This is a genomic window from Arsenophonus endosymbiont of Aleurodicus floccissimus (assembly GCF_900343025.1).
Taxonomy (GTDB): Bacteria; Pseudomonadota; Gammaproteobacteria; order Enterobacterales; family Enterobacteriaceae; genus Arsenophonus.
This window is the reverse complement of sequence record NZ_OUND01000001.1, coordinates 785,251-809,616: the sequence shown is the minus strand read 5'-3', so window position 1 is coordinate 809,616 and position 24,366 is coordinate 785,251. Positions and strand designations below refer to the sequence as shown.

Annotated in this window: 20 protein-coding genes and 7 pseudogenes; 16 read left to right on the top strand and 11 right to left on the bottom strand. The window is 41.8% G+C overall.

From position 1 onward, the window contains the following. Nucleotides 1–263: 263 nt before the first annotated feature. Together ARADI_RS17305 and ARADI_RS17295 are read right to left on the bottom strand one after the other, a co-directional pair. The gene (locus ARADI_RS17305) at nucleotides 264–755 is read right to left on the bottom strand and encodes a hypothetical protein (protein WP_238149112.1); all 492 of its coding nucleotides are present in this window, start codon (nucleotides 753–755) and stop codon (nucleotides 264–266) included. Nucleotides 756–852: 97 nt separating this feature from the next. Next, nucleotides 853–1,077, bottom strand: a complete 225-nt coding sequence (locus ARADI_RS17295; protein WP_238149111.1) for a BRO family protein — start codon at nucleotides 1,075–1,077, stop codon at nucleotides 853–855. A gap of 101 nt (nucleotides 1,078–1,178) precedes the next feature. On the opposite strand from ARADI_RS17295, the gene ARADI_RS04255 reads away from it, so the two are divergent. Then, nucleotides 1,179–1,550 carry a CCDC90 family protein gene (locus tag ARADI_RS04255; protein ID WP_119711236.1) on the top strand — a complete coding sequence of 124 codons (372 nt, stop codon included), beginning with the start codon at nucleotides 1,179–1,181 and terminating at the stop codon, nucleotides 1,548–1,550. 11 nt (nucleotides 1,551–1,561) lie between these two features. Here the strand turns inward: ARADI_RS04255 and ARADI_RS17290 are convergent. The 8 genes and pseudogenes from ARADI_RS17290 to ARADI_RS04220 all read right to left on the bottom strand — a co-directional run bounded on the left by ARADI_RS17290 (nucleotide 1,562) and on the right by ARADI_RS04220 (nucleotide 9,534). Beyond that, nucleotides 1,562–1,845, bottom strand: a pseudogene (locus ARADI_RS17290) (PDDEXK family nuclease). After that, a complete protein-coding gene (locus ARADI_RS04250; protein ID WP_119711235.1) occupies nucleotides 1,836–2,057 on the bottom strand; it encodes an ANR family transcriptional regulator in 222 nt (73 codons plus the stop codon). The pseudogene ARADI_RS17290 and the gene ARADI_RS04250 overlap by 10 nt, the downstream one beginning before the upstream one ends. Nucleotides 2,058–2,083: 26 nt before the next feature. Beyond that, nucleotides 2,084–5,066, bottom strand: a pseudogene (locus ARADI_RS04245) (DNA polymerase). A gap of 129 nt (nucleotides 5,067–5,195) precedes the next feature. Further along, nucleotides 5,196–5,390, bottom strand: a pseudogene (locus ARADI_RS19455) (hypothetical protein). 70 nt (nucleotides 5,391–5,460) lie between these two features. Then, on the bottom strand, nucleotides 5,461–6,015 hold the full coding sequence (locus ARADI_RS04240; protein ID WP_119711234.1) for a DUF2815 family protein: 555 nt from the start codon (nucleotides 6,013–6,015) through the stop codon (nucleotides 5,461–5,463). A 15-nt stretch (nucleotides 6,016–6,030) separates the two neighbouring features. Beyond that, nucleotides 6,031–7,326: pseudogene (locus tag ARADI_RS04235) on the bottom strand (DUF2800 domain-containing protein). 2 nt (nucleotides 7,327–7,328) lie between these two features. After that, the gene (locus ARADI_RS04230) at nucleotides 7,329–8,261 is read right to left on the bottom strand and encodes a hypothetical protein (RefSeq protein ID WP_119711233.1); all 933 of its coding nucleotides are present in this window, start codon (nucleotides 8,259–8,261) and stop codon (nucleotides 7,329–7,331) included. 574 nt (nucleotides 8,262–8,835) lie between these two features. Then, a complete protein-coding gene (locus tag ARADI_RS04220; RefSeq protein WP_238149110.1) occupies nucleotides 8,836–9,534 on the bottom strand; it encodes a S24 family peptidase in 699 nt (232 codons plus the stop codon). 95 nt (nucleotides 9,535–9,629) lie between these two features. Here ARADI_RS04220 and ARADI_RS04215 point away from each other — a divergent pair, with 95 nt between their 5' ends. The 6 genes and pseudogenes from ARADI_RS04215 (at nucleotide 9,630) to ARADI_RS04190 (ending at nucleotide 19,118) form a co-directional block, all read left to right on the top strand. Continuing rightward, nucleotides 9,630–9,914: a helix-turn-helix transcriptional regulator gene (locus ARADI_RS04215; RefSeq protein WP_119711232.1), complete on the top strand. Its 285-nt coding sequence runs from the start codon at nucleotides 9,630–9,632 to the stop codon at nucleotides 9,912–9,914. A gap of 3 nt (nucleotides 9,915–9,917) precedes the next feature. After that, nucleotides 9,918–12,188, top strand: a complete 2,271-nt coding sequence (locus ARADI_RS04210) for a virulence-associated E family protein (protein WP_119711231.1) — start codon at nucleotides 9,918–9,920, stop codon at nucleotides 12,186–12,188. Between the two features lie 430 nt (nucleotides 12,189–12,618). Next, the gene (locus tag ARADI_RS04205) at nucleotides 12,619–13,083 is read left to right on the top strand and encodes an antiterminator Q family protein (protein WP_119711230.1); all 465 of its coding nucleotides are present in this window, start codon (nucleotides 12,619–12,621) and stop codon (nucleotides 13,081–13,083) included. Nucleotides 13,084–13,305: 222 nt separating this feature from the next. Further along, nucleotides 13,306–18,300, top strand: a complete 4,995-nt coding sequence (locus ARADI_RS04200; protein ID WP_119711229.1) for an MAC/perforin domain-containing protein — start codon at nucleotides 13,306–13,308, stop codon at nucleotides 18,298–18,300. Nucleotides 18,301–18,520: 220 nt separating this feature from the next. Continuing rightward, nucleotides 18,521–18,655, top strand: a pseudogene (locus ARADI_RS04195) (HP1 family phage holin); the annotation flags it as partial. Continuing rightward, nucleotides 18,645–19,118, top strand: a complete 474-nt coding sequence (locus ARADI_RS04190) for a lysozyme (RefSeq protein ID WP_119711227.1) — start codon at nucleotides 18,645–18,647, stop codon at nucleotides 19,116–19,118. The pseudogene ARADI_RS04195 and the gene ARADI_RS04190, both read left to right, overlap by 11 nt. Before the next feature lie 34 nt (nucleotides 19,119–19,152). Here the strand turns inward: ARADI_RS04190 and ARADI_RS20645 are convergent, their stop codons facing one another. Then, nucleotides 19,153–19,353, bottom strand: coding sequence for a hypothetical protein (locus ARADI_RS20645; protein ID WP_182853074.1), 201 nt, complete (start codon nucleotides 19,351–19,353; stop codon nucleotides 19,153–19,155). A gap of 76 nt (nucleotides 19,354–19,429) precedes the next feature. Here ARADI_RS20645 and ARADI_RS20640 point away from each other — a divergent pair, with 76 nt between their 5' ends. The 9 genes and pseudogenes from ARADI_RS20640 to ARADI_RS04140 all read left to right on the top strand — a co-directional run bounded on the left by ARADI_RS20640 (nucleotide 19,430) and on the right by ARADI_RS04140 (nucleotide 24,365). Next, nucleotides 19,430–19,588, top strand: a complete 159-nt coding sequence (locus ARADI_RS20640; RefSeq protein ID WP_182853073.1) for a hypothetical protein — start codon at nucleotides 19,430–19,432, stop codon at nucleotides 19,586–19,588. Between the two features lie 373 nt (nucleotides 19,589–19,961). Then, nucleotides 19,962–20,273: an HNH endonuclease gene (locus tag ARADI_RS04175; RefSeq protein WP_119711226.1), complete on the top strand. Its 312-nt coding sequence runs from the start codon at nucleotides 19,962–19,964 to the stop codon at nucleotides 20,271–20,273. A 142-nt stretch (nucleotides 20,274–20,415) separates the two neighbouring features. Beyond that, nucleotides 20,416–20,808, top strand: a pseudogene (locus ARADI_RS04170) (terminase small subunit); the annotation flags it as partial. Between the two features lie 39 nt (nucleotides 20,809–20,847). Continuing rightward, nucleotides 20,848–22,462 (top strand): annotated as a pseudogene (locus tag ARADI_RS17280) (terminase large subunit). A 55-nt stretch (nucleotides 22,463–22,517) separates the two neighbouring features. Beyond that, nucleotides 22,518–22,799, top strand: coding sequence for an HK97 family phage prohead protease (locus tag ARADI_RS17275; RefSeq protein ID WP_119711224.1), 282 nt, complete (start codon nucleotides 22,518–22,520; stop codon nucleotides 22,797–22,799). 276 nt (nucleotides 22,800–23,075) lie between these two features. Further along, nucleotides 23,076–23,369: a hypothetical protein gene (locus ARADI_RS17270; protein ID WP_119711223.1), complete on the top strand. Its 294-nt coding sequence runs from the start codon at nucleotides 23,076–23,078 to the stop codon at nucleotides 23,367–23,369. Continuing rightward, complete coding sequence (locus ARADI_RS04150; RefSeq protein ID WP_147392350.1) at nucleotides 23,353–23,553, top strand: hypothetical protein; 201 nt, start codon at nucleotides 23,353–23,355, stop codon at nucleotides 23,551–23,553. The genes ARADI_RS17270 and ARADI_RS04150 overlap by 17 nt, the downstream gene beginning before the upstream one ends. Beyond that, nucleotides 23,554–23,979: an Ail/Lom family outer membrane beta-barrel protein gene (locus tag ARADI_RS04145; RefSeq protein ID WP_119711222.1), complete on the top strand. Its 426-nt coding sequence runs from the start codon at nucleotides 23,554–23,556 to the stop codon at nucleotides 23,977–23,979. It abuts the gene before it with no gap. Further along, nucleotides 23,979–24,365: a DUF6950 family protein gene (locus tag ARADI_RS04140; protein WP_119711221.1), complete on the top strand. Its 387-nt coding sequence runs from the start codon at nucleotides 23,979–23,981 to the stop codon at nucleotides 24,363–24,365. The genes ARADI_RS04145 and ARADI_RS04140 overlap by 1 nt, the downstream gene beginning before the upstream one ends. The last annotated feature ends 1 nt before the right edge of the window (nucleotide 24,366 follow it).

Sequence of the window (24,366 nt, the reverse complement as noted above, 5' to 3'; positions counted from 1 at the left end):
ACCACCTTTGAGGTCAATCTTGGGTGGCGAACTGGACAAGGTTGACCTTACCGGCTAAGAAGGATCCCGGCGAGCCTTTCGGCTCCCCCATCCAGCCCACCATTGATTCTTGATATGGCAGACTGACGCATAAAAAAACACGCTGACGGCGTGCTATGCGCCTTCTTAGTTACGGCGTTACGGCGAGAAGGTCAATCCCGACATCTGATTTTGCAGATGGAAATAAACTATAGCGCATGATTTCTTCTTTCGTCAATGGGTATTTAAACAAGTTCACTTTTTGCTGCTTCCTGTTCAGCGGCAAGAATTTCTCTGAATTTCTTTATAGCTTTCTCGTTGTAGCGAAAGGACTCAACCTCTTTGTTACTGTAAGGCGATTTATCGGGGTATGTATCGCCATACGCTTTAACTTTCATTTTGTTGTCATTAGCGATCCTCCCAATCTTATTTGCGGAAACATTAAACATTTTACCAATCTCTGTGGCGGTATAGTGTTTTTCAGTGATAAGCGGCAAGGGGATCACTTCACTACCCGGAATCGGGTTTATCAATCCGGCTATAATGGTTTGTCTGGCGTTATCGGATAGATGCGTTGCCCATTCAAATATCTTCTTCACATTTTCCATTTGAATTTGTATGGCTTTCGCCTGAATTTCTATCGCCTTTGCTTTACGAAATTCAGGCAATCCGCTTCCTTCGTCTTTGTGATGCTTTTTAATGCTATAGCTTCCGTGTTGACGTAATGCGGGTAACACCTCTTCACATACCCAATCCTGAACACGTTCAACAGAGGGGAGTTTGCTTTTTAGTATCAGACGGTAGAGATCGGATTCTGGCGCGAGTATGATTCCTTTAGGGTAAAAAGCCTAAATTCAATTCCGTTGTTTCACCGGAATTAAGTTTAATCAATGATTTACAGTGATTATTCAGAGCATCATGCGGGTCGGCATATCCAAGCGCCTTTGCCAGTTCTACGGCAAAGAATACTGGTTTGTTTTGATAAATGGTTTCTTGTAACTTGACACCCAAATTATCAGTTTTAAACGTCATTAATTCGGTTTTGGTAATTTTAGACATAAAAATATTTCTCCGTAATGAAACGAATTAAGGTATTAACGTGAAAGATTTTGCAGATTGAACCCTAAACCCGTTATACTTACCAAAAAGGAGGATTCCCTATGGGTCAGGTTGCATTTGATACACTACAGGCATCAGAAGAGCTTCAAACGGCTGGACTTACTAGTCAGCAAGCTAAAGCTATTTCGCTTGTTGTACGTAAATCGCATGAGGTTGCTGATGTGGCGACCAAAGCTGATATTGCTGATGTTAAGCGTGATATATCTGATGTCAGAAAAGAAATAGCAGATGTTCGTAAAGACTTATCGGCTGAGATTGCTGATGTTTGTAAAGACTTATCGTCTGAAATAACATTGGTTCGTAAGGATGTTGAAGCCTTAACTAATAGTCTTCTGATAAAACTAAGCGGTGTCATGTTAGCTATTGTTGGTGCTGCAGCAACGATTGTAACCTTAATTATAAAACTGGTTTAAAAAGTAAGCTTTTAGTCTACAGCGGGTAAAATACTGCTTAGATCCTGACTGTCCAGTACGATGACCTGATGGCCCATTGCAAAAAGCCGTGCGTGTTCGCGCAATTGGTAGGGGGTGGGCTTTTCGCCTGATGCTTTGCACTCCTCAAAAATAATCTTGCCATTGGGGAGTGCAACTAATCAGTCAGGCACGCCTCGTCGCCCGGGTGAAACAAATTTATAGGCAATACCGCCGATTTTTTTCGCACTTCATGCACCAAATGTTTTTCAATGCTCTCTTCCCTAACTAACCGCATGAATACGTCCTTTTAATATTCTCCCGTTTGATTTGCATAATGCAAAAATCAGCGCGGTTCTCACTCCAGATACGGTTATTACGATTACGCGCCAGTCGGTTTGCCTGTGACCATGCGCGTGCGACTTTATGGTATCGCCCTGACTGCTCAAGGTGTACCGCATCGGGCGCCGCGTTAAAATAAAGTAGACTATCATTTTTTCTAAAGGCCATGATGTTTATTTTATCCTTTGTGTTATTTATTCCTTTCGATATCGATAAGTCTCAAAGCCAGCTGCACTAAGCGGTAAATCAAAAGCCCAGTCACGCTTAACACTTAAGAGTTTGCTTAATTCCTTGGCTGAGAACTGTGGGGTATCCGGCGCTTCGCTGATAATTTCATCATGGACGGTTAAGACAATCTCATAACCCGCCTTTTCAATAGGTGGCATGTTATAGGCTAAGATATCTCACGCGGCGGCTTGACAGATATTTTCGCAATTATGAACAATTAAGGGCCGATCGGGTGTTGCTATTACAAAACGGTTGCGAGCCCTCAATTGATCAGGTCGTAAACTTCCGCGATATGTTGGGTGTTCCACTAGTTGTACTGGACTTACCCCTTTTACCAGGCGGTAGTAAAGCGTGCTTGAAGCAATCCCTGTTAGGAGAGCTAATTCCTGTATATTCATTGTGCCGGGGGAGTCTGCACGTATCGTGCTCGTCGAGTATTTTGAGCTGGTTGACGCTATGTAGCCCAGTGGCATTTTTTGGGGTGGTAACCTGCATTGTTGTTGATGCGATCTAAAGATAAGCCGGGTTGGTATGTTTTGCCCATGTCTACCCAGAAATTGCTGAAACTTTTTTGCCACCGTTTGCAAACCGTTATTCCTCGACCGCCATAATTTGGCCATGCTTTGTGGGAAGGGCGAGTACATCTGGCTAACATGCTGCTCCATACAGTAAAAGTGGGGGGTGTTTTGACATTCCGTGCTTTTGGTTCTTGTATGATATTGTTTGTGCCTTTCGGCATCCGCAAGGAGGCAGTTATACTTTTTTTTCTTTGTTTTTGTAATTCTATTGCTGCTATGATTATTTCGTGTCCACAGGTGCAACGTGCTTTCCAGATCGATTTCTTTCCGTCTGAACCGTGGTAGTTCATAGCCGTCAGGTAGCCGACACGAAGACCTGTTATATCTTTTGCTCTGTGATGCACTTTTCCAACCCTTTTCCGTCAATACTTGGTGATCAGGGGTCATCCAAACTCCGTAAGCCTGAATAACTTCTTCATTACCATTAAAAACACTGCCATCTGTGCGTACCCATTCGATACCATCCCATACATAAGCATCTTGTGGAACGATTTCTATAGGCGTCCAACCCGTTATAGTCAACAAAAGTGTTCCTTTGGAGAGACATAATTTCCTCCCGTAGGTTTTTAATCTTTTACATTTTCGGCTGTAGGGATTAATACCCATATAGGTAATTTGTCGATTTTCTATTCGCGCAGAAGGGTAGCAAATACTCCGCCCTGACGGTAAATAAATCTTGTGCCAGCCTTTATCGCGAGGGACGGTAAGTTTACGGCACTTAAAAGGTATATTCGGCACCTGAATGGCCTATTTTACCGCATCTTCAATTTCGTACCAGAATGATACGGTTTGCGGATGTGGATTGCGCCACATGCGTTTAAGGGAATCGCAGGTAGCAAAGACCTTTTCGCTGAGGCCATAAGTTTTATCTGTTTCAACGGATTTTTGATACCAGCGCATCGCCTCTCGCTTAACGTTAGGCGGTATGTTAGGTAATGCGGCTTCCGCCAGTTCATCTAAATCCAGACCGTAGGCGAGGGCGAACGTCAGAAATGCAGCAACGTCACCGCCATAGCCCAAGCCCAGCTCCATCACCTTACCTATTTGTCGTTGGGCTTTAGTGACGTTTTCAGGTAAAAGATTAAATGCGCGCGCGTAGGCGAGTTTATATAAGTCATCGCCTTTGCCGCTATCAAATTCGCTAAAAGCGTTGACTTTCTAGTTTTCCCCCGCCAGCCATGCTAACATGCGTTCTTCAATGTTTGACAGGTCAGAAATAACCAGTTTTTTACCCGGTGGCGCGATAATACATCCTCTTAGCGCAGAACTGGTCAGTTGCATAATATTATCAAAAATGAGTTCGGCGCAACCGGCTTTTAACGCTTCAATCCCGTTATCAATCGTCTTTTGGTCAAGCCTGGGTCTTGGGAGATTATCGGGCTGAAAAATCCTCCCCGCCTAACGTCCGGTGCGTGAAGCGCCACAAAATTGCTTAGTCCCCCTAAGTCGTCCATCTGCGCTTACCGATTTTAACAGCACTTTGTATTTACTGGTGCTGGTTGTGCACGATTGCAGACGGACTGACAGCAGTTCGCGTTAAAGCCAGTGGAATATCAAGGTCATTAATGCGGCGCTGTAGCGTGCTGGCTTGCATATCCGGTAATGTGATGCCAAATGCCGAGACGATATGCTGTAGCAGAGCATCGCGTTGCGTTGCGGTCTGTACGGTGTTGTCTGTTAATTGTTGAGTGACGGTTGATAACCGTTTTTGCTTGTTTTCAACGGCAGTGAAGGCGCTTTTTGCCAATTCAACATCCATATACATCCTACGGCGATTAATTTTTTGGTCTAACTGTCATAAATCTATTTCATCAACATTCATATTCCAATGTGGTAAATGTTGATAAATTTCGCGCATGGCTAAAATATCAGAACCCGCGTATTGCTTAAGACGTTGCCATTCCGCTGGGTGGGTTAACGCCGGGGCGCGTTGTATTTTGTTGTTTTTAGGGCGCGATTTGCAAAATAGCTGTATGAGCGCTTTACCTTCTTTATCTTTGGCTTTATCGCTATTGACGTTGAATATATCACAAAACGAACCAAGCGCGCCGGGTAGTCCATGTGCTAGGGCTTGTACCAGGGTGTCGTGAACACGGGATAACGGTAAGTCAATATTTAACACCGTGTTTAAAATTACCGTATCAAACATGCCGCCGTTATGCCAGACGGTTAAAATCGCTGGGTCATCAAGATAGGTTTTTAAATCCGCGGGCATCGTTTTATCTTGCGTCACATCCCAGACGTTGACAGAGCCGTGATTGTACGCATAAGCGAAAAGTAAAATCTCCGCGTTTTCAGCGTAGCGGTGGGTACCACAATTAATTGGAATGTCACTATAGGTTTCTAAATCGCAAAACAATAAATATTGCATAATTTATTTTTTCGTCTATAGCCTATAAATGGTGCCATCATTTTTAAATACTTGAGCTGTTATCTGAACGGTAGAGCAAGTAAATATAATTTACTTATTGCCGGTTCAAGTCTTGCACAGCCCACCATATTAAGGATTTGATTTCGCCAGTCGCTTATTCTCTTTTCTCAGGTACTTGTTTTCTTCAGCCAGTAATTAGATCATATTGATTAATGTTCTGGTTTCCTCATCGACGTAAACGGGTGGCGATAAGTTAAGCAGATAATGACTGTTGTTATTGGGATGAGCGAGCGTAAGGACTTCAGTCATATTATCTAATTTCATTTTTAAGCCTCCTTATGTGCTAAATATTCCTGATTGTTTCACTACCTTAGGCCGCGGTAGTTCCCGGGTGTTAACTTGCCAATAATTCTTCTTCAGCCATGCTAAGATCGTCAAACTCTTCAACAGAAGAGGCCACACTTCCGCCTGCAAATGCATCACCATCACGGAAAAACTGAACGCCTCTTAATGACGCTGAAACGCCTTTACCATTATTGTCATAGGCATAAAACTCAATGGTGGCGTTAACGTAGCAGCCAACGTATGGGCGGCCGTCTTGTGTGGTTAACGGTGAGGTATTTCGGTCAATGACTAATGGGCGGGATTTATTGCTGGCGCTGATATATAGGTTTCCAGCATAGCCGTCGTATTCTTTATTGTTGCCATCGTGTAAGCAAAAACGGTTAGGATTATTGCAGATGTTGTTATAGATTTTTTTGATATCCTTGGTACCCCATTTTTCCCTAATCACACGTTTGATACCGGCTTTAATTTCTTCAATCAAATCAGTACGACTTTTGGCGATAAGGAAAGTGGCACGGTATTTGTATTCACTCTGACCATTAAACTGAGAAGATTTAAATAAATCAGGAAAAGCCAGACGTACGTTGTTCAATTTGATTTTCATAACGTTACCTTTTGATTAAATGGATTTGTCAGCGAGTGACGCTTCGGTCATATCGTCGAAGTCATTTAAGGGGTGAGTAATAATGGCATGGTGTGGGTCCGATTCCGGTGCAATGACGGGTTTACCGTCTGCCCGTTGAATAAGCGCTTCCAGTTTAGCCCAGCGATTAGGCTTGTCTTTCTTAAGTAATTTTTCAGCCTGGGACGGGTTGATAATTTTCTTGTGGTAGATTTACTCTTGCTTAAGTTTGGCGCATTTTAACAGCACTTCGGCTTCACGCTCATCACACCAAGTACGATTACCCTGTTTGCCAGTAACCAGTTTAAAGCCAGGTACTGATTTCCCAGTATGTAATGCCTCGCGGCGCCCCGATTTCGCAGGGCTTTACAAAAACTCTCTATCAAATCGACATGCTGGTAGAGTTTTGCCATTTGCTTGGTGGGTTAATAGCGTAGTGCGTTTTGTTGCCTCGCTTAGTTGGGGCGCTAAAGGTTGGGTTAAATCGATAAAATCGCCTTTGACTTCGTTATGCACAAACTGCGTCTGGGCAAAACACATCCCGCCTTTTGCTTTATAGAACTGGCATTGCTTGATACCGGGTGAAAAGGTACTATCCGGTAGCGCATCCAGACCACTACGCTCGGCAAGGGTTACCATCTCCATGGCTTTTTGCGCTCTCAATCTGGCTAAGTCACCAAAGTCTTTTAAGTCCTCAACCGATAGCGCCCATTCGGACAGATGATTAAGGCGCGGTTGATGGATAAAAAGCCACACAGTTTTGAAATCATAAACCAGGTCAAACTGATGTAACGCCCACAGCGCATAAAGCATGAGCTGTGCATTGTTCTGTGCCTCCACTTTAACGCCTTTGCCATATTTCAGGTCATGGATTTGTAGCTCATCATCGCTGACAATAATCATATCCGCGGTACCAAACGAATTCTCTACCCCAATGACCGCTGAAAAGTCAACACGTTTTTCAACCTGTAAGATTTTCCCGTCCGCCAGTTGCCAGACGGTATTAATATAGGTCTGGACGTGCTCAATCATCTCTTCATCCACTTGTGGCGAATTGGCTTTTAACAAGGGATACGTACCGATATAATCTTTTGCCTCAAAAAAGCCACACGTTCGCCTACACCCTTCATTATAGGGATTTTGGCGCATTTTTAAGATACTTTCTGCTAATGCATGCGCCGCACTACCTTCTTCAGCAAACGGTGATGTTTTATCGGATAAGGGGGCTTTCCAGTGCGAGACTGCCGTTATAATAAAGCCATCTATGGGCTGATGAGGGGGCAAGTTTTGCATGTTCAGCCATCGCTATCCTCGGATTTATCATTGGCTAAAACGCTTTGTGCTTTCTCGATAAACTGAACCAAATTGTCATCGGTAACGTCACCCATTTTTTTAGCATTGAACGATGCGAGGATGTCCAGCGCTTCATTGCGATATCCGCCTTTGACCAGTTGAGTAATGCAGGCTGAAGCCTCACTGCGAAGCGCAGTAAAATCAATCGGTTTGACTTCCGCTGGGGTAGGTAATTCCGTGAGTAATGACAAGGCAAATTCGCGTCGATCGGTGATACCTGAGATGTTATCCCAATTGGCCAGCGTTTTTAGGCATATAGTTAAGATCTTAGCTTTAGGAAATCTTTGTAATTGCGCTACCCCGTTTAAGGCACAATAAAGTGCATCAATTTGTCCGGTAATGCTATCTGCTTTTTCGGACGCAAAAGTCGCTTTGGCTTTAGTGACTTGCGTATTGTCAGGTTTAACCGCTTTGTCACCAAACAGAACCGACAGGGCGACCACGTGACGTAAATCAAGCGATTCAATATCAACTGGTTCGGTTTTAGGTTCAGGCTTAGGCATTTCAGCAATCGGTTCAACTGATTTAGTAGGTTTCGTTTCGGTCTTCGGGGCTTTAACCTTTTTCTCGGCGATAACCGGTGCTGGCTTGTCTTCGGCTTTAATTAGCACGTCGACAGTAGTCTCAGACTCAATTACTTCTTTATGCTCAGTGATAACCGATGGCGCAACGGGTTGTGGCTTAACATCCGGTGCAAAAGGTTTCGGTTTACTTGCTCTTGTCGGTTCGTTTGGGTCATTCGGGTCATTTTTAAATTGTCCGACCAGCTGGCTAATTAACATTTTATGGGCTTCGGTCAGTTGATTATGGGCGATAACCATTTGCGTGTGGTTTTCTGCCAGTCTTGCCAGCAGAGGGTTATTTGCGGTAAGCATTATGCGTTAACCTCAACGGTATACAGTGACAGGGAATGGGTGATTGGCATTGCGTTTTAGCGCTTCAAGTTTTTGTAAATAGCGTAAGCGCCGGACGTGGTTATTCATCGGAAATCGCTCCGATGACAGGATTTTTACTTTTGCATGGTGGTTTTTCCGATGTAATGCGTTAGATAGGGGATGCTTGGTTATTTAGCCACTTCAAGCGTCGGTGGTTTCCTGGTGTTTTCTTACAAACAAAATTTATAAAAATAAGTTTTAATATTGTTTGCGTTTGCATTTCGTTTTCTGTCAGTGTTGCCCTTTCACGACCGTTATTTTTTACGAAACGGTGCTAATCTTCTCGCCAATCTGATCGTGTTTGGCGGTACATCGCATTTTATGCGTAGGGGTCTAAACAGAAAAATCTGTGCTATTCCGACTTTCTAAATTGTTAAAGAGCAAGGTTGTTTACTTAAATTAATTATTCTAAATCGCATAAATAGTATTATGCGATAAATGCACTTAGTCAATTACTTTTCGCATTTATTTTGATGGGCGTTAAATAAAATTGCGATTTTAGAATAGGCCTTACTTATTCTCTATAGTAAAGCGAATCTTTAACAATACCGGCTACATAGATAATTTTTTCAATAGTTGACGCGGCGAGACGTATTGGCGGATGGTTAGAGTTAATCGAAAGCAGATGAACAACATCATCTCTTTGATACAGAAATGTTTTTACCATAACCTGGCCGTGATCGTCTTGAACGAGAACCTCATCACCAGGTTTATATTTATAGTTGGGTTCCATAACCACGAATTCTCCATGTTGAATTCGTGGCATCATTGATTCACCTTGACAACGAAGGGCAAAAGCATCATTATCTTCAGTCGGCCAAATAATATAACCATAGTCATGTCCAACTGACGATTCTTTAGAATTCCAATATCCACCTCCCCCCAATTGCGTTGTTCCTAATACTGGCACCTTACAAAAGTCGAATGGAATAGTATTGACTTCGACTTTTTTGTATAATTTTGGCTCATTTTGTGCGGAAATATTGGGGGGCATTAAATCTTTATAGAGTAATTCATTAGCCTCCACCCTAAAAAAATTAGCAATTTTTTGGACGATTTCTAATCGTGGACTTTTTACTTCCCCGCTTAACATTCTATGTAGTGTGGGTTGAGGCATCCCAATTCGGCGTGATAGTTCAGCTACGCTTTTGACGCCTTTTTCATCCATTAATTTCTTGATATTCTTATTTAGTTTAGCCGTTACCATTCCCATTATTTTACTCCCCTTTTATTATGTATAAAATTCAAAATATACTTTTACGCATATTATAATTAAATTTAAATAAATTTTTCGCATTGCAAATTTTTATGCGAATTGGTATTTTTAAATACTTAAATGAAATGAGCAATTGGAGAAATATCGTGAATAAGAAATCACCTATAGAAATTGTCAAGGCATTATTAGAACTGGGATTAACTCAATTAGAAATAGAAGCTAATACGGGTATTAAACAGCCTTCAATAAGCCGAATACTGACAGGAAAAAATAAAGATCCACGTATATCTACGATGGTTGCCTTAGAAAAATTTTATTTGGAGCTAATAACTCACTCTTCTTCTACATCAAGGTTAAATAAGTCAAAGGTTAACTAACCTATGCAAATAAACTATTCCGTAGGGCGTAGTGTGAGTGATCAGCGCCCGAGGCCTGCTGTTGCTGGCTCTTTTGCCGAGTATCAGCAGGCGATAAAAAAATTAACCAAGCATATTCATATTAGTCCAACCGATACAAAAGCCATTTTCGATAAAAAGAAAAAAGCCCTTAATTATATCTGGGGCGCAATGAAAAATGCCAAGAAAGGGCGTAATGCACTGAATGCGGGTAACCGCAGCGTGCTATGGCTCGACATGGACGGTTGTACCTTAGAGGCATGGGACACGCTTACTGGCATTCTCCGTTTCTATCAATGTTTCCCTTATACCACTGTTAGCCATGAACATCCTGTTGCTCAGGGTGAACAACGCTGGCGTATTGGTTTTTTGTTATCCCGTGAAGTGACTGCATCTGAGTACAAAACACTAGGCCCACGCATTGAGCAGGAGTTGATGGATTGTTTCGAATTACTCAGTGATTTGGCGATTAAATGGGACCGCTCTGTCTATGAGTCTTCGCATATGATTTTTGCGCCGCATGAAGGTGCAAAATATGAAAGTTTTGAAGGTACCGTGGTTGATGTTGATACGCTATTAGCCTCGGATAATATGCCTGTTATTGAGCATATCGACGTGCATAAGACTGATAATGACGATTTAACTCGTTTAGTCGATTTGCAAAATATCAATGAACAGACGTTTGAATATTTACGTTCCGCATTATGGTATCCGAAAATGTTAAACCAGGCCGAGAACTACCCTTCATGGGTGGATATGGGTAATCGCATTGCCTGGTTTAAAGATACTAACTTTGAAGAGAAAGCTAAAAAGATGTGGCTTGATTGGTCTTCTGTGGCCGCTAAAGGAAACTTATCCGCTGCAGAAGACAAATGGCCTGAACTACGTGCCGATAGAACGGGCTATCAAGCGATATTCAGTTTAGCGCAAAAAGCCGGGTGGGTAAATCCTGGTGCCGAGCGATTGAAAACGGCAGTTGCTACGGTAGATGAGTTCGATGACCTGACCAATACTGAAAATTCAAAATGGCCTACGTTTAAACACAATAAAACGTCAGGCCAAATAGAAGCCACCATTGATAATGCGGCTAAAGCCGTCATGTGCCCTGATTTTGTTGGTGTAGAAATTCGGTTTGATACTTTCCGTGATGAGATCATGTTTACGCCTGTTGGCACTAAAGAGTGGCAAACCTTTACTGATGCTGATTATTCACGACTGCGTATCACAATGGAAAAGCAAGGTTTTAAAGCGGTTGGGCGAGAGTTAATTCGCGATGTGGTATTACTGGCTGCGGATGAAAACCCCTTTGATTCCGCCATGGAATGGATAAAAAGCCTCGAATGGGATGGCTTACCGCGTATCGAAAAGTTTTACCATACCCATTTTGGTACTGAGGATAGCGCTTATACGCGTGCGGTATCGCGCTACATGTGGACAGCCCTTGCGGGACGGGTGTTAAAGCCCGGTATCAAAGCGGATATGGTGCCAATTTTGGTGGGTGCACAAGGTTCTGGAAAATCTTCAGGTGTGGCGGCGTTATCCCCTGATCCGGCTTTTTTTACTGAAATTTCCTTTGCTGAGAAAGATGATGATCTGGCGCGTAAGATGCGAGGCTGTCTGGTGGCAGAAATTAGCGAATTACGCGGACTTAATACTAAAGAGCTTGAGTCAATTAAAGCCTTTGTCACGCGGACACATGAAAAGTGGATCCCCAAGTTTAAAGAATTCGCCACACAATTTCCTAGACGCTCATTGAGTATTGGTACTACGAATGAAGATGAATTTTTAGGCGATAAAACCGGTAATCGGCGTTGGTTACCTGTTGAAGTTGGAAAAATGGATGTAGAGGCTATCAAAAAGGATGTGATTCAGCTTTGGGCAGAAGCACGAGAACTCTTTAACGAAACGGGTATTCAATTTCAAGAAGCAGAGCAATTGGCCAATCAGGTACATGAAAAATATTTTATCAAAGATGCGTGGCAAGAAATTATTGAACGTTGGTTAGATGAACCGGATTTAATGACAGGACAAAAACCACGGGCACGGCAATTTTTACGGTCAGCGGATATTTTGCGTGAAGCATTGAATTTGGAACCGAAAAATATATCGCGACGTGAACAAATGCGCATTGGCAATGTTTTGCAAAATTGCAATTTTAAACAAGTTCTGTGTCGTGTTGATGGAAAAGTTTGTCGGGTTTGGGAGAGGTGTAACAACCAGCAACAACCTAAACCTATTAGGTTGTTACACTATTAAATATATTAATATCAATGAGTTAAATTTAGTGTAACAACCTTTTTGCTATTAATAGCTTTAGTAAGTATAGGGCACATAAAAGCATTATAGGGAAGGTTATAGATATCTTACTATATATATTTTTAATAGGAAAAAGGTTGTTACGGTCGTTATGGTTGTAACATTCATTTAAAATCAATAGGTTAATATGTAAAACCTAGTGCTTATACGTTGTTGCAGGTTGTTACGCCTATGAACAGTAAAAATATTCCCGTTCACAACAGGAGTGAAGAAACCATGAGCAGAGAAATCGAAAAAATACTTCTCCACTGGAGTGTGTGTTATGCAGGTAATCTTGTGTAAGCGGTTTACCCCTATGGTGGAATGGATACCCGCACACTCCAAAACATTTCGAATAAAGCAATTAAAGTACTACAGAGGGTAAAATACGATGCGCAGAAATATTCAACAAGTGCTAGAACGATGGGGAACCTGGGCCCGGGATAACAACACCGGGATAGACTGGTCGCCGATAGCCGCGGGTTTTACGGGAGTACTCCCCTTACGTCCATCTCTGCGCCCTTCGTGCTCAGATGATGATGGGCTGATTATCGATAATTGCGTTTTACAACTGCAAAAAGTGCGGCAGCCGGAAGAGCTCAGTCTGATTATTGCATATTACGTTAACGGCTATTCGAAGCGGGCCATCGCTCGCCGACGTCGAGTGGATGAACGGCTGATACGGGCAAAATTACAGATTGCCGAGGGGTTTATTGACGGTTGCTTATCCCTGCTGGCCGTGCGATTAGACATGGACCCCGAGGTTAAAATTTATGCGCCAAAAAACAGTAAAAAAAGGATTAGTGCGGTCCGCAAAAAGTTTGTTAATGTGGTACGAATGGGTGATTTAGTCTAATAGAATAAACCAAAATGATGAGCTGATAGCACCATCGTAGGGTATAAATTATTCACTAGTTTTTGCACGCTCGCGCTCCACTTCATAGAAATATCTGTTTGATAAAATTTAAATATAAAAACATAAACTAATATTGAAATTACCTCGCTGATACATGTGTACCGCGCAATAACCCTTTTCAAAAAAATTATCTTTTAATAAACTTATTATCGAGAAATAAAAATGACTGAAACAACTAAAACCGAGTCTATTACTCCCCTTAAAATTGAATTAGGTGTCGCCGCTAATCTAGTGAAAGGATATTCGCCCGGCTGGAACCCTACGAGTGGAAAACTGGATATTCTTAATAGACCAAAAGAGCAACCCATGAAGCCGCAAACGCCAGAACCGTCTGGAAAGAAAGGTGATTGGGGATACCCTGTAATAAGCTTACATGAAACTGCAGAAAGTTTAATAACAGAATTGCTCGGATACAAGATAGATGCACCGGCTATCGATGACGCAGCCCCATCTCTTCCCGCCGGTTCATTGCTTCTATCCGCGCCAACAGGGCAACAGGCAAAGGAAGCGCTGAAGGAAACTTTAGGTGTCTCTCTGGAAGATACCACTCTTCGTTATGCCCTTGTCAAGTTGACACGATTTGACGAAACACTGCTTCACACCACGAAAGAACATGGCATCCTCACAACAGTCCATGCCTTGAAACCTAACTCCCGCATTGGGGTTAATACTGATTTTATGCGTTCAATGGCTCGCCTAAGACATTTTCCCGTATCGGGTGGTGACGATGTCTTTGATGAATTAACACCCGTAGACGCTAATGACTATCTGGCTCAATTCGCTCAATACGGTACCCATTTTGTTTCGTCAATATCTGTTGGTGACCAAGTTGTTCAGGTATTTACATACGAAGAAGAGCGTTTTAAAAAAGTGAAAGAAGGATTTGAAAAAAATGATTTCACAGGCCCTAATTCAGTGAATTTCACAAATTATACAACGGATGTCAATAAAGGGAAATTCGCTTACGTAAAAGAGTACGGAAAAATTCTTTGCTTCAGCAATAACAAACAATTTCAAGAAAGTTTGAATAAAGGACTATGGAACGAAAAATTTTGGGCTAAACATGACAGTGTATTCCAAATTTTTAGCGAAGATACGGAGGTATCACGTATATGGTTGAATAAAAATCTTACCGAGCAAGCACCTATCGAACTCACGCTTGCCCCTCTAACAACATTTACCGAGTACAAGAGAACCACTGTATGGCGCCGGATTTTCAAAGCAGCGATGTCAACCGTTTTCGGTGATACCATTAATCCTAATTTTAAGCCGCAAGACGACCCTGACTTCTCGAAAATAATTCTGGAAGACCAGCCTGGTGTTATTTCCATCATCGCGACGCCGACTATCAACATCTATAAAGCGCGACTTGATTTAGATGGCATGCAGTTTAAAATGCAGGAAGAGGTACAAACGTTTATCTCTTACGGTTATGTTGTCAGCGGCCCGTCAAGGAATGTAGTGAGTTTGCCTGGTGAAAATGTTCGACTATTCGGCTACACATTGGACATGCGGGCAACCGGAAAACCCAACATAATCTCACTAACTCCAAAAGGGTTCGATGGTTTACAGCTCGGTTGTGAGCATTTCTTTGGCGTAGCACGCTTCCAAACTTCCGATGGAAGTAAACATTTTCTGGTAAGCGATGGATTACGCTACGATTTGGATGGAAACGGTTGGCCGTCCATTACCCACGACGTCAGACAGCCACCGAGTGCCGCCTATTTATCTGACTTAAAAGATAGTATCGAATTTTCGCTGGCCTTTGGCGAGTCGGTCCTTGGTATACAAAGCGGCACAAAAGGGGATAGTCCAACGCAACAGCTAGCGCGTGGTTACCTAAAGTGGGTAGGTAAGGTCATTCCAGCCGATACCCAAAATCAGGATTTGCTGACGATGCGTTTCCGAGCACTTGACTTGAGTAACTATTCACCTAACAGCGGATATGGGGCATTTGTGCCAATTTTACCCGCCACTGAGTACGAAAACTCAGTCAAGAAAATTATGGATTATCTTCAAGAAATCCAGCGTGAAATTAGTGAAAACACCAGCCAAATTAATCAACGCAAATTAGCTGAATTAACCAACGTTACAGCAAAAACATTGAATGAGAATATTGTTCAATCTGGAGAATTACTCACCGGTCTCATCAAAGCGAATGCGCAATCATCAAAAGACTTGTCTGGTTACTATGATTCGGTCATTAAAACAAATAAGAAGGAAGCCAAAGACCAGCAGAACAAAATTAACGTATTATCCAATGCTGTTTTCGAGCAACAAGCTGAAGTTGATCAAGCAGGGCAGAAATACAAAGCGGCTGTTGAAAAATGGGAAACGATGCAAGCCATTATATCTGGCTTAGACGTCGTGACCAATACATTCAGCTTCGGTACTGCCATTCTCATCCCGGAAAATACGCTTACAGTAGTAAAAGAACTGTGCACAATAGCACAACGTATTCAGAAACTATTGAATGTATTGAATGCTGTAATGAAAGTCTATAATTCATTAGATGCCCCAATGAATGATATTACTCATGCCAACAAAACGCTAGATGGTCTTGATAAAATCGGCTATGGCGATATAACGGCATTGAATTGGGAAGAGCTCATTTTAAATTTGGATACAGTCATGGCTTATGGGCCTGATATTCCTGAAAAAAACGAACTCGTAAACTCTTTTAAAATTCTGGCGGCCCGAGGCAAAGCGTTAGCCAGTGCACAATCAAATCTACTCCAGATCCAACGCGACATTTATACCAGGCAGTGTCAAAAAGCGTTGAGTAAACGTGAGACTGAGCGTCTAAACAAGTTAGTTGACACGTTACATCCTGCAAAAATTGAGGAATTGGATAAAGAGGCTATTGATTTAGTAGGATTGACCCGCAGTCTAGACTATCTACACCAACAAATGCTCACAACATTAGCCAAATCTTTTCTGCTTCAAGATCAAGCGTTGCAGTATGCGTGGCTCCAAAATCCAACGCCAATCGCGAGTTATAGTCTGTTAACTTTCATGCGCTCTCGCATCACACAAAGCCAAGAGACAGAAAGAGCTAAATCCTTACTTTTGCAGTGTCAAGCCTCAACGACCAAACCTATCAGTCTGGACATTAAAGGGGTAATAGCGGAAAACATGAGTAACGGGAACACGTTTGAAATCATTATCGATCCTAATCATCCCAAATTTAAAGAATACGTCAATCTGCGCGTTCAATCCGTAGTTGCTGAAGTTATAGGTGTAAAATCAACCGAAAGTGGAAAATTTCTTGTTAACTTGACGTTTGAAAATAAGCCCTTCATTGACCGCAATATTGAGCGCGAAAACCTTCGTTTCAACACTCCATGGCGTGAGCGGACTTATGAGTATGACGTCGCAACAGGAAAGCCAAATTTTACCGATGAAGGAAAATCGTGGTCAGAGGGAGTCAATTGTGTAACGCCTTTTGGCGCTTGGTTGGTATCATTGCCTAAAACACAGACTAATCGCGGATTGGTTTTCAAAAACGGCGTAACCGTCGACATCCGTCTGACATTCATTGTGAAAGCGAGGATCGTTGATGCGTCTAGAAGGGTCATGAATAAGGATAGTACTCAACTCGATAACCGTGCTTTAAAAGCCGAAGAACTGCACAAAAAGATTATGGCCGCAGCAGGTATTAGGGGGTCTAAGGAAAGCTTAATTAAAACGCTATATGATGCTAACGACGCAACCAACGGCTGGGATGTTGTGTTTAATATGGAGAAAAAGGCTATCAACGAGGCCTTAAAATTACAATACGACGATCTCAAAAGTAGCACCACATACAAAAATACTATTGATGTAAGAACAGAAAATAATATAGGAGGTGGAGTCACTGCAATCAAAAAATTCCATATAGAATATGGTTACCCATTGTTAAATTTTGAGGAAAATAACGAAACAGATGTTAGGCTAGAGATGCGGATAGAGAAGGGAGCGTTAATAAAGTGCGCGAAAATTCGAGAAAATCCGGAAAATTGTGATCCAGAGATAAGTATAGAAGGAAAGACACTCACCGCTTACGTTGAACTGTCGAAAGTGTCAGGAACCACTTCCGAAGGTAATAAAATATTAGATGTTAAGCTAAATATGGCCAAGGGCGCTTTCAGCATAGAAAACATTGACATAAGTGATGAGGAGAAAGTCGAGTTAAATAAAGCAATCAAGGCGTATTTTGTCAACAATAAAGTGGAGTATCTTATTAACAGGTTAGACCTGACTCATGTACCAACCCTTGAAGCGATGAAGCCAAATGGTTTTCGATTCAAAGTCCTAAAAACTGAAGCTAATGTAGACATACTACAGCTATTTATTCAGACTGGAGATCGAACTAAATTTCCAAATGAAATGCATCTCAATAATGTGTCCGAACCATTGCCAGAAGGTAGTGAAACGTCTTTACTGGTTCGTAGTGGTTTATTCTTCTCTGAAGTACTACCAGAAAGCTTGGATAAATCTAAAGGTTGGAGTTTGATAGGAAAAGAACCTGCAGACAATAATAAATGGCATGCTGAGTTTAATAGTGCACCTGTTTCGGCTATGAATATAGATCTTAGTAAGCTAACAAGAGAATCGGCAAGTAAGTATGGAAGTCAAAAAGATGAGTACTACTTTGAGAAAAACATGATTGAGTGGAATTTATCAGGGATGAGCATAACGCCTCTAGAGAATGGAGAAACTAGGCTATCTGGTTCAAAGGAACAGAAGATTAATATTAAAACCCATACGACAATTCATAGTTACAGAACTGGTAAGAAGACACACCAATATGGATCTTTTGATAACAACGCTCAGTCTAATGTTAATGGTATAATTTCGATTAAGATCGGTGGTACTGGACGCCAACAAAATATTACCACTACAATGGAAAATAACTTAACAGTTACTGGTAAAGTAGCTGGAGGTGGTCCGTCTGGTTCTGATGATCTACAAGCCCAAGTAAATCAACAAATTCGGGAGAAAGTGCCTCCACAAATTAAGATTCAGCTGAATAATATCAGATTTTCTCCGGTCTCGTTGTTCGCAATTAAGAATTTACTTTTCCCAAAAGATAATTACATTAATTTTGAAAAAGTAGCAGTGCCGGGAGATATGCTTGTTTTGGGTAATTTTAATAAGGATAAAAAAACTAATTGATGGGACTAACAGTATCGCGAAAGAGACATGCCTTAAAGTTTCTATATTTTAAGAAAACAGAGTATATCGTGCGCTTGTTCTTACTATATACAATCGTAATTTTTTTATAATTTAAATTTCCTCATCGGAGCCAGTATTTCCTGGGTAAAAAGAAGCCTTTTAATATTTCATAGAAAAATACACCACCGGCTCCTCTTACAGCTAGAGCTTTGCCACTTGTCTATTGGGCGTATTTTCGCTCAGTGACTGGGCGCTGATTACCGGTATCGTTTGTACGCTATTGACCTGTGGAGTGAATTGGTACTACCGACATAAAGAATACCGTTTTCGGGTGAGAAAAGAGAATGAGTCCTGACCTTAAACGACGACTGGTGACTGCAATGGCAGGAAGCGCCGTTGCTATTGCGGCGGTATTAGTGCAATGGCACGAAGGCATGATGCACAAACCCTATAAAGATGGGGGTGACGTGCTAACCGTGTGCTACGGGCATACCGGGAAAGAGGTTACTCCCAGTAAGCGCTACACAGACGCGGAATGCCAAGCGCTGCTGGAGCGTGACCTGAAAGCGGCGATGGTCGTGGTTGAGACTCACGTTACCGTGCCGCTGACTGAAATGCAGAAAGCTGCGCTAACCTCATTTATCTATAATGTGGGTAGCGGAGCTTTTGCACGCTCAACGTTACTGAAAAAACTGAATGCCGGTGATATGCGCGGCGCCTGTGATGAAATGCGGCGCTGGAAATATGACGAAGGCAAGGTATCAAAAGGGCTGGTTAATCGCCGGGCGGTAGAGCGTGAGCTTTGTCTACCGGATTAACGGCATGCATTGGAAACTCCTTTTCTCAGCTGGATTACTTGCCACGATAACCGCCCTTTCCATCGTAGTCAGGCTTCAGTATATCAAGAATGGCCGCCTGAAACTGGCTAACCAGTCGGTGAGTGCTGAGCGTGACGTAGCCCGTGCTTAGTTTACCCATTATGCGCAGGCAGTTGATATTTTTAACACGATAGCGGGAGGCCCCACCCAGGATGCCCACCAACAGGCCGTACACCAATCACAGCTTCAAATTATTGAGATACAGCAAGCGATACAGCAAGCGATTACGCCTGAACGCTTTGCTCATCTGCATGTGCCTACTGCCGCTGTTAACCGGTTGCGTGCGCACGCCGATAAAATATCTTCCCGTGCGGCCAGCACCCATCCCTAGCACACTACTCGATGATTGCGCTTTGCCAGTTATTTCTAAACAGATGACTTGGATTGATAGCCTGATACTCAATGTGTAACTGCTACTGGCGCTGGAGATGTATAACCAGGATAAGGCGGCCATCAGGCAGATTGAAAATAAGCGAAAATAATTTCCAATGCTAACGCTTATAATCCTGCGAGCGTGCGGCTAAACATAAACATTAATTTGAAATAGGTGAATGATGTCTGAAAACAATTCTCCAGAAATAACAGTAAAAATAAAGACTGATAATAGAGATATGTTAAAAACTTTAATGATAAAACAATATGAATGAAAGGGTTAAACAGCAGTTTGACTATCATTAATTTTGTCATTGTTGCCTACTGCGGTTGGATAGTAACCAGTATTATTGATTTAATGAGCATTATCATAGTTAAAATCAGCATTTTGTTCGTTAAAGTGAAAATAAAATGAAACTTAAAATGTTGAAGCTAAGATTAATGATATTCAATAACACCGCTATTAAACCCTATTATGTTAGCAATCGACATATTACTGGATACCAACTACAAAAGCGTCGTCTTGAGGTGTGGAAAGATAACCCGTACTGCGTGGTGTGTGGTCGCCTGGTCCATTACCCGTCAGGATTTGAGCTTGATCATATCATCCCGCTGTTTAAAGGGGGTGCTGATACTATTGAGAACTGTCAAATCTTTTATATAGGCGAAGACAGCTGCCATCAACGAAAGACAAAAAGCGATTTGACAAGCCCTTATTTTTAAATACAAAACAGGGGGGTCAAAAAAAGTAACCGCCCTACTTTAAAAAACCGCCCGTCCTCTCATTCACAGAAAAAATTCCCATTTTAAAGAGATCAACATTTGTGAAAAAACGATACGCTAACAATAAAAAAAGAAATTTGCTGAAGCTTTGCACGCCGGTAAAAATCAGCGAGAAGCCGCTATTGACGCTGGTTACAGCGAAAAAAGCGTAATATCAAAAGGCAGCCATTTAGTTAAAGACAAAGACGTTGTTAAATATTTGAAAATGTTGATCGCAAGTATGAAAATTAATCAGCCTGTTGACGAAAAAGATAACCTGTCAGATGAAGAACTGAAAGATTCGATTAGGGTGATGACGTTAATCATGGTTAGCAACATAACTACCGTTCCAAAACTGGCATTAGACGCAGCAGCTAAATTAGCGCCGTATGTTCACAGAAAGCTAGATGATCCGGGAAAAAAAGAGTTAAAAGCAGAGAGAGCGCAAGCAGTTAATCGATTTACAGCGTTACCTATACCATCCTTTAAACATTAAATAACCACTGCTAACTTAAACAAAAACAAGGGCCAGATTATGGAACAGTGGTCAACCGCTTGTCCAGATTGGACTGAGCGTATAAAACAGGGAATATCAATCATTCCTAAGCCTATTTACCGTGAACAGGCCGAGTAAGCACTCAATATTTTCAAACAGCTTAAGATTGTTGATGCACCGAATAGCCCTACATTTGGCGAATCGTGCGTTCAATGAGTATTTATTTAGTTGCGACACTTTTTGGCTCCTACAATGTTAAAACGGGCAGAAGACATATCACTGAAGTTTTTATATTGATACCTAAGAAAAATAGTAAATCAACGTTAGCGGCTGGCTATACCATTATCGCCCCGACAGTTGAAGTGGCGAACAATGCGTTTAATCCCGCTAGGGATATGGCCAGAGATGAGGATGATTTAAATGATCTGCTTCAAGTACAAACACATATCAGAACAATTACACATTGCAACACAAACACAACGTGAAAGGTTGTGGTTGCTGACCCGAATACGGTATCTGGTATCAAATCTGTAGGCACGCTGATTGATGAATTATGGCTATTTGGAAAACAGGATAAAGCCGAAGACATGTTACGTGAGGCGATTGGTGGGCTAGCTTCACGCCCTGAAGGATTTGTCATTTATATCACCACGCAATCAAATAAACCGCCATCAGGGGTGTTTAAACAGAAATTGCAGTATGCACGTGATGTTCGTGACGGCAAAATACACGACCCACATTTTTTACCCGTTATTTTTGAACACCCTACTGAGATGGTAGAAAAGGGTGAGCATCTGTTGCTTGAGAATATTGCAATGGTTAATCCTAATTTAGGTTATTCTGTTGATAAGGCTTTTTAAAATCGAGAATATCAAAAGGCAAAAGAAAGTGGTGAAGCGTCCCTTAGGGGATTTTTAGCCAAGCATGCGAATGTGGAAATTGGATTAGCTCTACGTTCTGATCGCTGGGCAGGCGCTGATTTTTGGTCACAACAATCTGATAGCAAATTGACATTGGAGACGTTACTTAATCGTTATGAGGTTATGACGATGGGTATCGACGGCGGTGGGCTTGATGACCTTCTTGGATTGTCTATTGTTGGTCGCTGCAACGACACGCGAAAATGGCTGTCATGGCATATGCCTGGGGACACACCTCTGTTCTTGAGTGGCGAAAAAGTGAAGCGATAAAGTTGCTTGATTTTGAAAAAGAAGGGGATTTCACTTTAGTGAAATAGGTAGGCGATGACACGCGCGCACTGGCAAATATTGTTGAACATATTTATCAATATGGATTACTCGATAAAATCGGTGTCGATCCAGCAAGAATTGGTGGAATTTTAGATGAAATTGTTCAGCGAGGAATACCACAGGAAAGTATTGTCGGTATATCGCAGGGATGGCGATTAGGTGGCGCCATTCAAACTGCAGAACGCAAATTAGCAGAAGAAGCGTTAATCCACGCAGAACAGTCGATGATGAACAGGTGCGTGAGTAACGCTCGTATTGAGCCAAAAGGTAATGCCATATTAATCACAAAACAAGCCAGCGGTAGGGCAAAAATTGACCCGCTAATGGCGCTCTTTAATGCCATTTCGCTGATGGCGTTAAATCCAGAACCCGCAAAAAAAGAATATAAAGTCTTCTTAGTTTAATCAATATCTTATTTTAATGAAAACCTCGTGTTAACATGGTTTTTCTGGAGTCGTTATGCAAGATAAACGTTCCTATAGTCTTCTGACGATAAAATCCGTCAATGAAGATAAAAGGGAAATAACAGGTGTTGCAACCACACCCTCGACAGATTTTTACGGCGATATTGTTAATCCAGATGGTGGAGTATTTACGTTGCTTATCCCTCTGCTATGGCAACACAATCAGGACGAACCGATAGGTGAAGTGCTAGAGGCCAAAGTTACAAAAGCTGGCATTGAAGTCAAAGCAAAAATTAGCCAGAGTAGCATCACCCTCAAGGTTATCAGCAAGGCTTGAAGAAGCCTGGGAATTAATAAATCTGGGCTTGTAAAAGGGCTTTCTATCGGTTTTAGACCGCTTGAGTATAGCTTCATTGATGAAGGCGGCATTCACTTTACAAAATGGCAATGGAATGAACTTTCCGCTTTCACTATTCCTGCTAACGCAGAATGTAATATTCAAACCATAAAATCATTATTCACCCCGTCTGCCGCGTCCGGCACTAGGCAAAAAAATAAATTATCAAATTCAAAAGCTGGCGTTTCAGCATCAATCAATAAAAAGGAAAGTCAGATGACTATCGCTGAACAAATAAAATCATTTGAATCTAAGCGCTCTGCTAACGATGCTGCTCGTTTAGACATCATGAATAAAGCTGCCGAAGAAGCCCACACACTTGACCAAGAAGAGTCAGAAAACTACGACAACCTAACGGCAGAAATCAAATCGGTTGATGCACATTTATCACGATTGCGTGAAATACAAGATACGCAGATTAAAACTGCAAAACCCGTTGATAACACTCAAAAATCAATCTTAGACGCAGCGCGTAGTCGTTCCGGCATTGTTAATGGCAAAGGCTGGTGAGAGTAGGCTCTCTTTTGAGTATTTGAATGTAAAATCCGGTGGAGTCAAAAACCAGGTTAATTTACTCAACGATAACGCTAAAAAAGCGAAAGATGAAATTAATAGTCATTTTGGTAAACCGGCAATCCTTTCCTCAGACAGTTACCATGATTTAGGTGGTGCTTTTATGCATTATCGATATTAAATCAATGACGAATGGGGTGTAATCGGTTTAATTGCCTATTCTACCAAAGATTATAATGCTACTGCAAAGGAGGATAAAAATGATAAAAAAGATAGAATACATGCTACAGGTAAAGTAACCGGTAATTATGTTTCTTTGATGGTAGGTTCCACTTATCACGTTAATGAATATGTCAGCCTTTATGGATTAATCGGCGGCGCTTATAAGAAATCTTCTTATGAATCAAGTTCACAAGAGTTTAGAGATAATGAATTAATTAATAGCGCTAAACATTCAAATTCAGATAACAAAACCGAGTTGGCTTACGATGTAAGAATGCAAGTCAACTTCTGGCAAGGAGCTACTTTAGATGTGGGCTATGAACGTTCAGGCAGTGGTGATTGGAAAAGAGACGCTTTTACCATTGGTTTAGGATATAAATTTTAATGCGACATCCAGACTGGGCAACCAGACTACCAAATACCCTAAGGGCGGTGATGAGTCGCCCTTTTTCATGGGGTGAACACGATTGCTGTTTGTTTACTGCCGACTGTGTGATAGCCGTTTGCGATTTTAACCCGTGTTTGGAAATTCGCGGACGTTATCACTCAAAGGCGGGCGCATTACGGGTATTAAGCAATAAATTTGGTGATTTACAGCAGGGTGTAAGCCGTTTTTTCAACACGGTTCCTGTTCAACAGGCAGGACATGGCGATGTGGTAATGTTTGATGGGGATGAAGGCTTAATACTGGGTGTTTTATGGACCAACAAGATTTGGGCGGTGACTAATATTGGCGCAAGACCGGTTGATAAAATTCCTATCATGGCATAGA